This is a genomic window from Acinetobacter sp. 778_lipA (assembly GCF_058242985.1).
Window position 1 is genome coordinate 3,325,553 of record NZ_JBZAYT010000001.1, and the last position, 14,661, is coordinate 3,340,213.

A 14,661-nucleotide genomic window follows, 5' to 3' on the forward strand; every position below is an offset into this window, starting at 1 on the left:
CTCGTTTGAGTATTAACGTGCCGATAAAATAATGTCGTTAAACTGTTGTGGTTGATCGACATAACTCAGATGACCTGCATCTGTAATCAGATGACATCGGCTCAATTGCATTTCTGCGACAAGGTCTTGGATACCTTGTGCAGGTGTAATTTGGTCCTGATCGCCTGCAATCGCGACGCAAGGAACACGAATATCTGTTAAATAATTTCTAATTTCGTCATAGGCCAACAAATACGATGCATGGGTAAAACCGTCTAGGGTCAAATCCTGCATCACCGCTGTGACCAAAGCCAAAGCTTGAGTATCTTGTTTATAAATTAAATGCGGTCCACGACTTGCCGCCATGCCTGCATGACCTAAGCTTTTCAACAGCATTGGGCGTTTTTGATAAACCTGTGATTTGCTTTCCTCATCTGAACGTTGATAACCTTGTGCTACATTGGCAATCAGCAAAGTCTGTACACGTTCAGGATAAAGATGAGCAAAAGCACTGGCCTGTAAAGCCCCAAGGGAATGACCAACCAAAATGGCTTGCGAAATTGCCAAAGCATCGATTAAACCCAACAAACGTTGTGCATAATCTTCTGCATTCGGTTGCGCTGTATTTAAACCTTCTGATAAGCCATAACCCGGTGCATCCCAAGCAATCACACGAAAAGAGTGACTCAGTACATCAAGTTGGTTGATCCATGAAGCAGAACCCGAACTAATCCCATGTAGCAAAATCAACGGCTGGCCTTGACCCGCCTCACGATAGGCGTGTACTTGTCCATCAACTACAATGGTTTTGACTGGATATTTGGCTAATCGATCAAGCAATGTCATGGCTGGATTCCTTTGCTGTAGGGCTGGGCTTTGTCGATTCAATCAACGTTTGATTTGCGACAATGGATGTTCTGGTGGATAGTTCGGAATGGTCGGTTTACCCGCACCTAACATCACACACATCAAGGCATCTTCCTGACCTGGATTAAACAAGCCACGGTAAATTCCAGGTGGAATTGAAATCAGATCACGCTCTTTAAGTTTGGTTTGAAATTTCTCACCGTTATGTTCGATAAATAGGTCAATCTCACCACGCAACATAAAAAACACTTCCTCAACATCATGATGAATATGCAAAGGCCCTTCGCACTGCGGAGGTAAAACCATGGTTGAAAAAGTGAAGTTTTCTGCTGGAACAGTGTTGCCATCATTCACTACACCTGTTGCACCCGTGCCCATATAACGCATTTGGGCACGACGATATTTGGGGTCATAGTCCGCTTGGAACTTCAAGGCATCAAAATCATATTTACGTGTTTCAAAACGTGCGATACGGGTATTTAACCAATCTTGTAAGCTTGTACCTTCAGGCTGTGACCATGATTCGAATTGTTGAGTAGTCATGTTTTAACTCCTAGATATCTTGAATTAATAACGTTTTAGTAAAGGAACTAAGAAGAACGATCCAATCACAGCAACTGCTGCTAAGAAGGTAATTCCTAAATTAAAACTATGGGTTTGCATCACGATGTAACCGATCAGAACGGGTGCAATTGCACTGGCAAAATTACCCAGTCCATTAAAAATCCCACCCGCAGTCGCGCCCACATCAGCAGTGGTCACACGAGCAAGTAGTGCAAATATTGCTGCGACACCAAAGCCCCAAGCCATTGCGCTAAGAGACATTGCAACAATCACTAAAATTGGATCTGTCATAATGACCATGACATACATAAAGATGCCGGCCACCAATAAGCCACTAAAAACTTGAATGGCACGACGACCTAACTTGTCAGAAAGAAATGCACCAATCACTTCACCAATCAACATGGCGATAAATGGGAAACTTGAATAAATTCCAAACTCTTTAAGGTTAAAGCCCTTGTCTTGAATCAGGTAGGATGGAACCCAACTGTTTAATCCCCACAGATAAGTCATCAGTGCAATATTGAAAATACACACCAACCAAAATGAACCGTTCTGTAATAGCACCTTGGTGTTATGGATATGCCCTTTAAAATTGACACGTTTACTGGTCGCCTCCAGCTCAATGGTTTTCTTGAGTTGTAAATTACGTAAGCCAAAGACAATCGCAATCAGTGCAATTACAGTTAAACCAGCCATCACAAAGAAGGTGGTATGCCAATCATGGTTTGCGAGAACAGCGGCGGTAATTGGAAAACCTAAGAAGGCACCAATCGGTGTACCCAACAAAAACATGGTAGAAGCACGTGCTTGCTGACGATCTGTATAGGTTTGTTTCACGATGGTATAAGCCAAGGCAAATAATGGGCCTTCAGCTAATCCAAGCAGAACGCGGAGGACCAACATCCCTGTATAATTGGTGGTAAAACCCATACAGAACATGAGTATTCCCCAAGATAAGACACTCCAAAACAGCATTTTTTTAGGGCTAAAAATATCGCCTAAGAAGCTTAAGAACACAGAGGAAAAACCATAAGCCAATAAAAAGCTGGTCATTAACCATCCAAGTTTTGCTTTGTCTTGGGCAATCCCCATCGCGCCCTGAAAGTGCGGGTCAGCAAATAAGACTGCGATACTAATTTTGTCGAAAAATGCCAGAACGACACAGATCATCAGGACAAAAGCAGGAACCCAATGCTTCAATCCACTTTTCTCTTCATTACTCATATTTCATTCCTTCGATTGAGTCATGAACCGGATCTAGGTGCTGTTGACATTTCACAATGGTTTAAATATCAACAGACTCTAAGGTTTACGGTTTTAATTTCATTACATTAAATTCAGGGTCTGCTAATAATTTGGGGTCTAACACGGTATTGGATTGCATCCAGCGTTTTGCCAGTTTGACCAGTTTTGAGTCATTGATTGCAATCATGTTGATCAAACAGTTTTGCTCATCCAGATAAAGATAACTGCACTGATCTGCTGCATTTTGACGTAGCACAATCTGCTTAGTTTTTTCAGGTTGGTAAGTTCCTAAAATCTGAATGTTGTAGTGATACTGATCTGACCATAACCAAGGAATATCCAGATATTCCGTATCCATACCTAACATTGACTTTGCCGTGGCAATGGCTTGATTTTGTGCATTGGCCCAAGACTGAATGCAATAGCCCAAACTTGGATGTATCGCCACATCACCTGCGGCATAAATGTCTTGGTCTGAAGTTTGTCCAAAACCATTGACGACAATGCCATCTTTAACGTCTAAACCAGCACTCACACCCAGCTCTTTGGCAATATCAGCACCCGCACCCACTACTACACAATCAAACAGTTCACTGGCATTTGGATGATTCACCACTTCAACTTGCTGTTGACCTGCTTCAATCAAATGCACATTTTTACTATTTAAATGGATTTGAGTACCTTGTTGTTGATGCATATTTTGCAGAAATTCAGACACATCAGAGCTAACGCTACGTGCACAAAGTCGATCACCGTATTCAAAAACATGCACTTGTTTGCCTTGTTTCCGTGCCGTTGCTGCAATTTCCAAGCCGATCCAACCACCACCAATTACTGCTAACTTTTGCGTATGTTGTAAGATTTCGGCTAAACGTTCACAGTCTTGTACATTACGTAAAGTCACCACATTGGGAATAAACTGCCATGTATTGACTGGCACACGTGCTCGGCTTCCAGTCGCAATCAATAATTTGTCATAAGGCAAAACTTGACCGCTTTCTAAAACCACATGTTTTTGTTGGCGATCCACTTGAGTTGCCACAGCTGGTTTATGCCACTCGATATTAAAATCTTGAACCTGTTCAGCAGAGAACAGATGCAAACTGTCATAACTGGCTTCTTTGGAGAGGACTTGTTTTGACAGCGGTGGGCGTTCGTAAAATACCCGTTCCTCATTGGATACCACATGAATTTCACCTAGAAATCCATGTTGACGGAGTGTGCTGACCGCCCAACCTGCGGCTTGTCCTGCGCCAACGATGACAATTCTTTGCATAGCTTAATCTCTCTGTTCCAACTGCTTATACAGGTTTGACTTGGCGACGAGTGTGGTCATCTAAACCACCTTCAACCGCCCACTCAGTAAAGAGTTCTAAACAATGTTCTTCAACACGTGGTTGCCATTCTTCCGTCAAATAATCATCATTGGTGTAGTATTCAAATGCACCACCCAAAGGTGAGTTGACATACCAGAAGTAAGCCGAAGAAATTGGATGACGACCCGGACCAATAAAAGTAGACCATTCAGAACGGTTCATGTTTAAGCCACCGCCAATCACTTCATGAATATCACGCACCACAAAGGCCACATGATTGAGTCCAGCAGGTTTATTGGGTACCGAAAGCAAAAACAAATCATGGTGATAGCCTTTGCCACGACAACGTAAAAAAGCACCACGATTACGATAAGCATCCGATAAGAAGAAACCGAGCTTTTCGATATAGAACGATTCTGTTTTTTCTAAATCTGGGGTAAAGAACACCACATGTCCAATCGCAACAGGTTGCCCTTTTTCATACACTGGACTAGCTGCATTGACACGAGTGATACTGCCGTATTGATTAATCCCTTCTGTTTTTAACGCAGGTAGCTCTTGGGTAAAGCTGGCTTGAAAGCGAATGGTCATCCCATTTGGGTCTAAGCATTGCAGCATGTCAGCCGTGGCTTGATAACCATCTACATCTTTCAGGCGAGTTGCTAAATCAGCCAAATCCTGTGCTGCATCATCCAAGCCCCAAGTCACTTCACGTAAAGTTGAGCCTGACTCGATGGCCTGTGGTAGACGCTGATCATCACAATCAAATAAATAAATTTTACTACCGTTCTGGGTTTGGTAAAGATCCGTACCCTCAATATCTGATTGGCTTGGCTTTAAACCAAAATCTGCCAAAAATTTATTTGAAGCAGCCCGATCCTCAACGCCAAACTTTAAAATCTCAATCCCTGTAATCATGAAACAATTCCTTAATTAAAGACAAAACCACCATTTACGGGAATATTCTGTCCAGTCACAAATGAGGACAAATCCGAAAGTAAATAAAGTGCTGTTCCGTTCAGATCCTGTGGTAACTGCTGACGTTGAATGGCACGGCCATTTACATATAAATCATGACGTTCTTGCGGTACATATTCTGTTGCTTCAACCAGCGTCAATCCTGGAGAAAGCGTATTTATACAGATATTAAATGGCCCTAACTCTCTTGCCATCGAACGGGTCATTGCCAGCAAAGCACCTTTACTTGCAACATAAGCCATCAAGTTAGGTGCGCCCCATAAAGCCGTATCCGATGCCACATTAATCACCTTGCCTGCATCGGACTGCTTGAGATATGGCACACATGCTTTGGTGACCAACCACGTCCCTTTGACATTGATGTTCATGACCCGGTCCCATAGATCGGCGTCATAATCCATCAAGCTTTTACCACCCACATTGGTCGCAAGTGCAGCGCAATTCACCAAACCATCTATTCCAGCTAAATGTTCAGCTGCTTGCTGAACAGCCTGTTGAATCGAATCAGCATCAGCCAAGTCAATCGTGACCGCAGTCACCTGTAAACCCTGTGCCTGCAATACTGCTGCTTCTTGTTGCACAAGATCTGTCAAGATATCCGCCATGACCACTTGAGCACCTGCTTCGGCAATGGCCTGTGCAAAGTCTCGTCCCAAGCCTCTTGCTGCGCCTGTAACAAAGACTTTCTTGCCCTGCAACAATGCGACATTAACCATGAACTTGTTCCTGCATTTCAATACGGTTTGAGCTATTCAAGCTCGCAATTTTCTTTAACTGCTTTTCCGCTTCTTTTTTCATTAAACGGCGTAAGCGCGATAAACCGACATCATGTTGATAGAGGAATTCATGTTGACGTGCATTTGGCGCAAGATTTTCTAAAATAATTCGATCTTGTTCCAAGACATCCCAATGCAGTTTTTCTAAATGATTGCGATAAAGAAAACGCCAGACATTACGTTGCCAACCACTGACTTTACGACAACGCCAGAAGAAAACACGGGTATTTTGAGCATCAATCGGTGTGGCATAACCCACAATCCAAAACTCACCGCCTGGACCAAAATCTTTACGATAAGGAATCGAAAGACGCAACCAACTTGCACCGGTATTGGCATATTCAACCCAGTCAAAATTGACCCCTGTTTGTCCCTCTTTTTCAAAGACAAAGCCATTTTCTGTTGAACGGTGTTTCATTTCTGCGGTACGTTCACCGTCTGCCATTGAGTGCGAGGTACAATGCAAATAAGTGCCATGCATTGGGTCCATCACATTATCAATCGCATATTGATGATTGACCTTCCAATCCGCTTGGCATAGGAATGAACTCCACTCCTCACTCGCCAATTGCTCAGGAAAATCAAGGGGTTTAGCGACTTCATTTGGATCAATCCCAAACCACAGGAAAATTGCACCATGTTGTTCAATCACTGGGTAGCTTTTCACACAGGTTGTGCCTTTCATTGGGCATTCATTTACTGCGGGTACATCTTCAACCTTGCCATCATAGCGAACTTCAACGCCGTGATACCAACATGCCACGCGATTACCTAAGTTCCAGCCTAAAGAAAGACGCGCACCACGGTGCGGACAACGATCTTCTAAAGCATGCACCTGACCTTGGTCATCACGCCAAACCACGATATTTTCACCTAAACGGGTAATACCCACAGGATTGGCTGCGACTTCCCAACTTGCCAGTACCGGATGCCATTGATCACGTAAACCTAAATCTAAATACTCCTCAACACTCGGAGTCACTGTTACTGCTGCATTCATCACTGTTCTTCCTTGAATCAATAACCTAAACGTTGCATTTCTTCAGAAAATGTTTCAGAAGTCCAAAGATCGCCAGACTCGCAACGAAAACCTTGTTGATTTAAAGATTGAACCAAATCAGTAAGTTCTGTTACGCCTGAAGAAAAGGCTTGAATTAAATGTTGAACAAAATCCTGCTCATAGACTGTTGGCACTTTATAGCGTGTTTGCCAAACCAGAAGTTCTGGCTGTCCCGGTATTTGAATATTGTTGATCCCTGCTTCGGTCGCTGGCGTGGCATGAATCCAGTTCGCTAGCTTCTCATTAAACGTTTTCATGAGATTCCATCCTTATAAATAAGACTTATAGTTGAATTTGAACGTCCTGCCCTTCAACACGTACGGGATAAGTACACAAATCACGACATCCCGGTCCACTCTTTAGCTCACCTGTTTGAATATCAAAAATTGCCTCATGTAATGGGCATTCCACAGTTTGATCTTCAATAAAACCTTCTGTTAGCAACGCAAAGGCATGTGGGCAAACATTCTCGATCGCAAAATAATTGTCATCGATAAAAAAAACACCAATTTTCTTACCCTCGACTTCTATGGCTTTCGGCTCGTCTTCGGTAATGTCATCTTGCTGACAAACTGAGATCCAACTCATTTTTGCATCCTTATTTGTTTTATATATAAAACTTAATTTAGCATTTAAAACATAATGAATAGCATAAGCTTTGATCATTTTGCTTGTCAAATACTATATTTTTATGTTTTTCAATGGATTAATAAAAAGTTATATTTTTAGATGTTTCTTAATCAAAAAAATGTTTTATATATAAACATTGAGATTAGAAAAATTGATGATTACTATAGTGGTATTCCATGTGCAGGAATTGCAAAATAAACACAGGGCAACTTGGCAATGAACTTAATAAATACAGATGCTCTCTTGGAGCAAAATGCTGAACCCAATAATGATGAGCGTTATTTAGTACCGGGTTTGGTGCGTGGCTTAGCCATTTTAAAATTATTTGATCAACAGCATCAGGAAATGACCATTTCTGAAATCGCAGAAAAATTAGATGTAAACCGTTCGAGTGCTTTTCGTTTAATCCACACCTTAGAGTTTTGTGGTTATTTAAGAAAAATGTCGCAAAAGACTTATGCGCTGAACAGCAACGTGATGGAACTTGGTTTTAACAGCTTATCCAAATCATCGCTGACTGATCTGGCTAGCCCCATCATGCGTGAATTACGCGATAAAATTAAAATCGCTGTGCATCTTTCGATTTTAGAAGGCACTGATATTGTCTTTATCAGCAATGCCCAATCTATTGGTTCATTTACCAGTAATGTGCATATTGGTACACGTTGGCATGCCCATGCCACCGTAATTGGACAATTAATTTTATCTCGCCTTTCTGAGGCTGAAGTGATTAAACGCTATGAACATTTTACCGATTGGAAAGTCTATTCTGATCGTACACCACGTGATTTGGCGAGTTTATTAGAACGTTTAAACTATGTCCGCAGTCAGGATTTTATGATCAGTTGGGGGCACTTTAATACCGATATGGCTGCCAGTGCTGCACCGATTTATAGTCAGGCAACTCAAGAAATCGCTGCCGTATTATCTGTAAGCTGCCCATTGAGCACCTATACAGAAGATTTATTTAGAGGTGAAATTTCTCAAAATGTGGTTGAGTATGCCGATAAAATTTCAAAATTTATTTATTTTTAGGCATCGATAAAATCTAATTACTTCAATTTGGGCATCATGAATACAGACAAAATTTTCTAGATATACACGCCAAAGAAAAAGTCCTTCTGGTTTTTATTTGGCGATCATTATTATTTTATTTCTTTTCTTCTTTTTTTTGAGGGGGGACTTAAAATCTCAATGCTCACGCTATGCTTCGTAAAAGAATCACTATATTTTTGACTAAGCCTGCATGTTTAAAAGTCGCAAACATCGGGCTGCTTTATAATTCAATTTCTCTGCTGATGATGGCAGAAGCAATTGCTTGAGCAGTAGATTTTACTCCTAAGCGCTTTCTTATACTGCGTAAATGATTTTCAACAGTTCTCTCTGAAATTTTTAAAATGTCGGCAATCTCAAAATGCTTTTGACCCACTGCTGCCCATTTTAAAACTTCTTTTTCACGTTTGGTCAGTATTTTTTTATGCGCAATTCTATGCTTTTGTTTATGTAGAATTTCACCAAAAGCAATATTACAAACCATCTGTACTGTGAGTTTAAAATCAGCACCCATATCCGAAAATTCACCCGCAAATGAAATTGCACCCTCTAAACCTGTTCGACCAAATACGGGCACTTGTATTCCATTGACCTCACCAAGATGCAGAGGGCTTTTGATAATCCGATAGGTTTCTTTTGCAGTTTTTTTATGCAAGCTCTTTGCCCAAAAAAAGGCTTGATCGTATTCAAAAATATGCTTGGTGATTGGGCAGCGGCGTAAATATACTTCACGCTCTTCGATATTGCTGCGATCAACCCAGTTACCATGGACAAAGAAAACCTCATCAATCCATTCATGTTGGTTTTGAGGTGAAACACTACATACAATAATTCGATCAAAATTTAGCTTAGCAGCAAATCCCACCAGAATTTTAAATAGACTTTCGAGGTCACGTGCTTGTCTCAATTGGTGAACAGTCTGAAACAATAAATCAGCCAGTTGATTGCTTGCAAGTCTCATAAAGCCGTCTTCTCACTAAACTGAACGCTTAAAACTAAAAATATTGAAGATCAGCAGCAAATCGCCTCTAGATCTCCAATATTGAGATAAAAAGTTGCGTCTAAATAGAAACAACCTCTTGATTGATGCTTATACCAATTCAGGATCAGCCAATAATGTTTCAGCGGCTAACTTACCTAAATTATGCGATGCCAAAGGACTGTCTCCAGTCAGAAGTTTTCGGTCTTTATGGACCTGCCCTGTAATACCTTTATTTAGGATTTTAACGCCTAATTTATCGAGATTTTCACCCACCAACCATTGTAATGGTCCCGGCATATAACCAATTTCAATATTTGCGCCTTTATCTAAAAAGTCAGGAAATACACAAATTTCATAATCTTTAAATATATAGTTTTCTGGTTTTTCATCGACGGCTGCGGCAAGTAAAGCTGCGGGTCCATGACACAGTGTAATCACATATTTATCGTTGTTTATCGCCCATTCTAAAACTTTTTTTACACTTTTACTTTCAGGAATTTTCGCGAGTACACCATGACCACCGGGAATGAAAACCCCTGCATATGGCGAGTTTCCAGCAATGATCTCGTCCAAAATATCATCAAGCTTTAACGGGTTTTTAAGTTTTTCAGCATACTTTGCATAAGTATCTAAAACTACCTTATCTTCATTCGGCATCGCCCACATTTCCAGCTTGGCAGGATTGCCTGAAAGCGTTGCAATATCAAACTCAAAGCCTGCATTGTCTAAATGAAATACTGGGAGTAACATTTCAACTGGATGATTTCCTGTAGAAAAGAATTTTCCGTTCTGCATTAGGATATAGCGCTCATCCGTTGCAATCATCAGAATTTTTTTGTCGCCACGATATGGGTTGGGATAAGTCGTACCGTCATAATCTGTTTTCGATGCGGTGTACTGGCTTAAAGAATAAGGGGATGGAAAAAATGCATTATCTTCAGCAGTATCTGGTGTAGGTATTTTACTTAGTTCAGTCATTTTTACTCCAAGCGTTCTTATAGAGGATATATTCAACATGCACAGTATATTCTGCCCTAAAAAGATTTTTGAATGAGGGAAAACCCCTATTTCTACAATTTTAAAACATATGCTGAATTCAATTTTTATCAGGCTATCACTGCCAATAAACCCTGCTTTTATTAACAGTAAGTATCTGATTTTTATTTAATTAGATTTTAAGAAAATTTTATATTTTCTACGATCAATACTCACCTTCGATACAGAAATACAACGTGGCGATGAAATGGAATACTGGGAGAGATTTTTTAAATGTCGATTGTGTATTGGCTTTGAAACTCAAAATTCCGCTTAAAAAAAATCAATGGCTTTAATGATGAAACTTAACCGTGATCTTAGATTAAGTTTCACCTGATTAGATTAACCCATTATTCTCGTTCACAAACAATGACGAAGTTCATGAATTTAAAACAACAGGTCATCGTTAAATTATTTCCATTCCATCTCACCCGTCAACACTTTAGAGCTTAACTCCAAAGAACTTTCTTCGGCCAAGTTCGGGTATTTTTCTTTTAAAGCAGCAATCACTGATGCTGAATCTTTATGATCTTTTAAAACTTGATCAACATCCACAAGATATTGATAAGTAAAGTCGATTGCTTGAGTTCCTGTTGGAATATCACCAATATAATGTCCAGGAATCACTGCACGAGGGTTTAAACGATTCATTTGTTTTACCGTTTTTCTCCACTCATTACGCTCTTTTTCAGTTTGTGCATCTGCTGTCCACAGATGAATCCCTGAAGATAACCCTACACCACCTAGAATTGTACGATTGCTTGGAACCCAAAGATAAGATGCGTATTTACCCGGTGATTTGATCTCAATTTTTTCACCTTCTAGCACAATGGTTTTATCTTCACTGGCACTCGGTACAATCACTTGAGATGGCGCACCATTTTTTAAGATAGGTCCCCAATAAGCAAACTTGCCTTCTTTGGTTGCTTCAATATGTTTAACAACTTCTGGGGTTGCAATCACTTTTGCATCTGGAAACGCTTGTACCAGTGGCTCTAAACCAAAATAAAAATCTGGATCACCCGCTGTAATCACAATATATTTAAGGTTTTTACCGCTGTCTTGAATGATTTTAACCAAGTTCTTTGCATCGTTAACACTGAATTGCGCATCGACCAGCACTGCATCTTTTTCACCCGAAATAAGTGTAGATGTAACTGGAAAAATGCCTTGTGCTTGTGGGTTATAAACTTTATAGCTTAACTCTGCTGCAAATGCAGAAGCACTCAACATCACTGAACTTGCAAGAAGTGATTTTAAAAATAATTTCATATTGTTGGCTCTCTTTAGAATTAAATTAAGATTTAAGTAGTTGTTGCTCTAAAAAACGTACAAAATCCTCTGATTTATTATAAAAACCATGAAGCGGTATTTTGCCCATTTCACCATGTTGATTTTCATACACCAATGTTGGAAAACCTTGTCCTCGAACATGGGATAATAATTGGCGTGCATGTTGAATATATTCATCTTGTTGATCTTGATCGATCACATCTAAATATTTTGACCATTGGTCATTATTCAGTCCTAACTCGACAGCAAATTGCGCCAGTACACTATATTGTGTGACATTTAGACCTTTTTGATAGTAGCCCTGTTGTATTAAATTTAATAACGATATCATCGCGCTATGCCCTCCCCCCTGCTGAATACTCAGTAAAGCATGAGTTGCAGGGATAGAGTTCATGATCAGTGTGCTGTCTTTAAGCAAGCCATTTTTATATTCATCACCAAAATCCACGCCTGTGAGTTGATGGATTTGTTCATCATAGTGAATGATCTGTGTTCGCATTGCTGCTGTCATTTGTGGTTGATGATCTTCACTATAAAGTCCACCAAAATGTAGACGTTGTAGATTTGGAAATTTTTCTTCGACTGCATTAATTAAAGGCAGTGCACCATAACTCCAGCCGCAGATCGGGTCGATAATCCAGTGTAGAATTGGAGAAGCCATAAATTAACTCTCATCTATAAATATATGATTCAAAATATGTGAAAAGCCACACAGTTTTGCTGATATTTGTTATAGTAAATAATAAACTTACTTTTTATAAGTACTTACTAAAAAGTAAGTGTTTTTTAGTCGTGGAAAGTTTATGAATACTGATGAATCTTGTTTAGCCGCAAATGTGTTGTCAAAGAATTGCCCGTCTCGGGTTAAGCTTATGCATTTAACCAATCGTTGGGGCGTTTTGGTCATGTTCTGTTTAAGAAGAGGGACTCACCGTTTTAGTGAGTTAAGACGGAGAATTGATGGCATCAGTGAAAAAATGTTGACTCAAACTTTACGTGATTTGGAAAATGATGGTTTTGTGATTCGTAAGGAATATCCAATTATTCCGCCACATGTAGAATATTCTTTATCTGAAAATAAAGGAGTTGAAGTCGCTGAAAAAATTTATGATTTGGTTCAATGGATTGAACAGAATGAAAATTAACTTGGAATTGTTATAAGTTTCCATCCATTCTTTAGAGTACGGCACTAATGGTTTTAACGCAGAAGCTTTAAAAGACATTTGGTCTATACTGCCAATGAAATACTTATTTAAACCAAGGACATCAACCCATTGTTTAGAATTTGTGCATATTGATATTTGTTCAATCCACCAAACAATCCAATTGGATCTTTAATTATATATCGCCCAACATTATACGAATAGTAACGATAACGGTATAGTGAAGCCCTATTTCTTGATCCTTGCGCTTCAGACAGAGCAATGCTCTGTCTTTGCTCATGCACCTTGGAAACGGATATTATTACTAATGCTTTCTAGGTTTTTACAATAATAAAATATAAAAACCCAGTTTTTTGACTAGGTTTAATTATATGTATAAAGCTTAATCTTTATGGTTATAAACAATCATTTGACCTTTTGGAAACTCGCCTTTCCATCCACATGGCATCCCCCCTTTCTTCAATATATTGAGTATATTTTGCCAAAATTCTGGTAAAGCATCTATAAAAACCAGATATTTGAATAAATAGAAAAATTCTCCACTTAAACAATTTTGAAGATCTTCATCAATTTTTTTATTATCAGTTATTTCAAATAATACTTTGTTTATTCTTTCATATGATTTCTAACGCTTATCTTGATATTTTTCATAAACATCTTGTGGTAACTAATTCAAAATCATTTAAATAAGTACCATCTCCTTGCATTTCAATAATATGAGTCCAATATTGATACTCTTTTCCTTTAACATAGTCTACATCCTGATCTGTAGCAAAAGTGATAGCATCCTTAGTATCATTAATAATAATACTTTTTGAATCAATATACATACCATCAAGAAAATTTGCTGATTGAATTAGATTAATTAAATCAGAAACTATATTGTCCATCTTGGTGAAGATTTCAAATTCATTCATCTTCTCGCTCCTTTTATTTAAACTTAGTTAAAATTTCTTTCCATTGGTCAGTAGTAGCTCCAAGTTTAGGTATTTATGTACTCAGTTAGATTACGATGGAAGAGTATCTATGCTTTGAAGGTTATTAGAATAAAAAAAGCTCAGCAATATCACACTGAGCTTTAAATTATTTTTTATAAAATCATAAAATTATTCATTAGAAAATACCACTAATCGATCCTCTGGTAAATAACTATCCCATCCACAAGAAAATCAATTATTTAAATATACGTCTAAAATATCTTTCCAAACTTCTGGAAAATAATTATTAGCATAACACTGTAAAATAATTTCTATACATTAATTCGATCAGTATACAAGACTCATCACATTCTAAATTTTTGTCAGTACCATTAATTTTTCCTTCAAAATTAAAGTAATTATTTACTTCTAGTTTTGAAGGAATTTTAGGATCCCATTTAAAAGTTTCAGGAAGGGATTCACATGAATTTGTTACCGTTCCCCACTCATCAAAATCATCAAAACTAGAATTTAAAGCATACTCTCTCAACAGCCGCATCAGTAATAATTTTGAATTTCGCAGTATAAGGGAAATTTTTTGCAAAAAATCTCCGTTTTTAAGAAATTATAAATTTTGATGCTTCTTTTATTACTTCTTCCCAAGTTTTCATTATTATCCTCTTTAAAATATCTCATTATTCAACATCAAATAAAATGTATTTAGTGAAACTTAGAACAAAGACATAGATATCCAAAATTTCAGAACGATTCGAAAAAAATATTCAACTCAATGTTAAATC

Annotated in this window: 18 protein-coding genes; 2 read left to right on the plus strand and 16 right to left on the minus strand. The window is 38.7% G+C overall.

Annotation, left to right across the window (positions count from 1 at the left end):
- Positions 1–12: 12 nt before the first annotated feature.
- From AC4CUY_RS15720 to AC4CUY_RS15760, 9 genes are all read right to left on the minus strand, one after another.
- Positions 13–825, minus strand: a complete 813-nt coding sequence (locus AC4CUY_RS15720; RefSeq protein ID WP_419359787.1) for an alpha/beta fold hydrolase — start codon at positions 823–825, stop codon at positions 13–15.
- 42 nt (positions 826–867) lie between these two features.
- Positions 868–1,389, minus strand: coding sequence for a cupin domain-containing protein (locus AC4CUY_RS15725; RefSeq protein WP_004717620.1), 522 nt, complete (start codon positions 1,387–1,389; stop codon positions 868–870).
- A 24-nt stretch (positions 1,390–1,413) separates the two neighbouring features.
- On the minus strand, positions 1,414–2,637 hold the full coding sequence (locus AC4CUY_RS15730; RefSeq protein WP_336951935.1) for an MFS transporter: 1,224 nt from the start codon (positions 2,635–2,637) through the stop codon (positions 1,414–1,416).
- Between the two features lie 85 nt (positions 2,638–2,722).
- A complete protein-coding gene (locus tag AC4CUY_RS15735; RefSeq protein WP_490774381.1) occupies positions 2,723–3,934 on the minus strand; it encodes an NAD(P)/FAD-dependent oxidoreductase in 1,212 nt (403 codons plus the stop codon).
- 25 nt (positions 3,935–3,959) lie between these two features.
- A complete protein-coding gene (locus AC4CUY_RS15740) occupies positions 3,960–4,892 on the minus strand; it encodes a VOC family protein (protein ID WP_004823457.1) in 933 nt (310 codons plus the stop codon).
- Between the two features lie 11 nt (positions 4,893–4,903).
- Complete coding sequence (locus AC4CUY_RS15745; RefSeq protein ID WP_419300929.1) at positions 4,904–5,668, minus strand: SDR family oxidoreductase; 765 nt, start codon at positions 5,666–5,668, stop codon at positions 4,904–4,906.
- Positions 5,661–6,728 carry a Rieske 2Fe-2S domain-containing protein gene (locus tag AC4CUY_RS15750; RefSeq protein ID WP_483770724.1) on the minus strand — a complete coding sequence of 356 codons (1,068 nt, stop codon included), beginning with the start codon at positions 6,726–6,728 and terminating at the stop codon, positions 5,661–5,663. The genes AC4CUY_RS15745 and AC4CUY_RS15750 overlap by 8 nt, the downstream gene beginning before the upstream one ends.
- 17 nt (positions 6,729–6,745) lie before the next feature.
- Positions 6,746–7,045, minus strand: a complete 300-nt coding sequence (locus tag AC4CUY_RS15755) for a recombinase-like helix-turn-helix domain-containing protein (RefSeq protein ID WP_419327090.1) — start codon at positions 7,043–7,045, stop codon at positions 6,746–6,748.
- A gap of 25 nt (positions 7,046–7,070) precedes the next feature.
- Positions 7,071–7,376 (minus strand): non-heme iron oxygenase ferredoxin subunit, encoded by a 306-nt coding sequence (locus AC4CUY_RS15760; protein ID WP_034615827.1) that lies wholly within the window; start codon positions 7,374–7,376, stop codon positions 7,071–7,073.
- A gap of 258 nt (positions 7,377–7,634) precedes the next feature.
- On the opposite strand from AC4CUY_RS15760, the gene AC4CUY_RS15765 reads away from it, so the two are divergent.
- Complete coding sequence (locus AC4CUY_RS15765) at positions 7,635–8,453, plus strand: IclR family transcriptional regulator (protein WP_151802858.1); 819 nt, start codon at positions 7,635–7,637, stop codon at positions 8,451–8,453.
- 241 nt (positions 8,454–8,694) lie between these two features.
- Here the strand turns inward: AC4CUY_RS15765 and AC4CUY_RS15770 are convergent, their stop codons facing one another.
- The 4 genes from AC4CUY_RS15770 to AC4CUY_RS15785 all read right to left on the minus strand — a co-directional run bounded on the left by AC4CUY_RS15770 (position 8,695) and on the right by AC4CUY_RS15785 (position 12,442).
- A complete protein-coding gene (locus AC4CUY_RS15770; protein ID WP_490774382.1) occupies positions 8,695–9,432 on the minus strand; it encodes a PA1136 family autoinducer-binding transcriptional regulator in 738 nt (245 codons plus the stop codon).
- 129 nt (positions 9,433–9,561) lie between these two features.
- Positions 9,562–10,431: a glyoxalase III HchA gene (gene hchA, locus AC4CUY_RS15775; protein ID WP_166781975.1), complete on the minus strand. Its 870-nt coding sequence runs from the start codon at positions 10,429–10,431 to the stop codon at positions 9,562–9,564.
- A gap of 468 nt (positions 10,432–10,899) precedes the next feature.
- On the minus strand, positions 10,900–11,760 hold the full coding sequence (locus AC4CUY_RS15780; protein WP_419327088.1) for a Vmh family MBL fold metallo-hydrolase: 861 nt from the start codon (positions 11,758–11,760) through the stop codon (positions 10,900–10,902).
- 25 nt (positions 11,761–11,785) lie between these two features.
- Positions 11,786–12,442 carry a DsbA family protein gene (locus tag AC4CUY_RS15785; RefSeq protein ID WP_490774383.1) on the minus strand — a complete coding sequence of 219 codons (657 nt, stop codon included), beginning with the start codon at positions 12,440–12,442 and terminating at the stop codon, positions 11,786–11,788.
- 142 nt (positions 12,443–12,584) lie between these two features.
- Between AC4CUY_RS15785 and AC4CUY_RS15790 the strand changes: the two genes are divergently transcribed.
- Positions 12,585–12,926: a winged helix-turn-helix transcriptional regulator gene (locus AC4CUY_RS15790; RefSeq protein WP_004717650.1), complete on the plus strand. Its 342-nt coding sequence runs from the start codon at positions 12,585–12,587 to the stop codon at positions 12,924–12,926.
- Between the two features lie 107 nt (positions 12,927–13,033).
- Here the strand turns inward: AC4CUY_RS15790 and AC4CUY_RS15795 are convergent, their stop codons facing one another.
- From AC4CUY_RS15795 to AC4CUY_RS15805, 3 genes are all read right to left on the minus strand, one after another.
- Entirely contained in the window at positions 13,034–13,228 is a 195-nt protein-coding gene (locus AC4CUY_RS15795) for an RHS repeat-associated core domain-containing protein (RefSeq protein ID WP_490774384.1), read from the minus strand.
- Positions 13,229–13,591: 363 nt separating this feature from the next.
- Positions 13,592–13,861, minus strand: a complete 270-nt coding sequence (locus AC4CUY_RS15800) for a hypothetical protein (protein WP_490774385.1) — start codon at positions 13,859–13,861, stop codon at positions 13,592–13,594.
- Between the two features lie 307 nt (positions 13,862–14,168).
- The gene (locus AC4CUY_RS15805; RefSeq protein ID WP_490774386.1) at positions 14,169–14,465 is read right to left on the minus strand and encodes a hypothetical protein; all 297 of its coding nucleotides are present in this window, start codon (positions 14,463–14,465) and stop codon (positions 14,169–14,171) included.
- Positions 14,466–14,661: the final 196 nt, after the last annotated feature.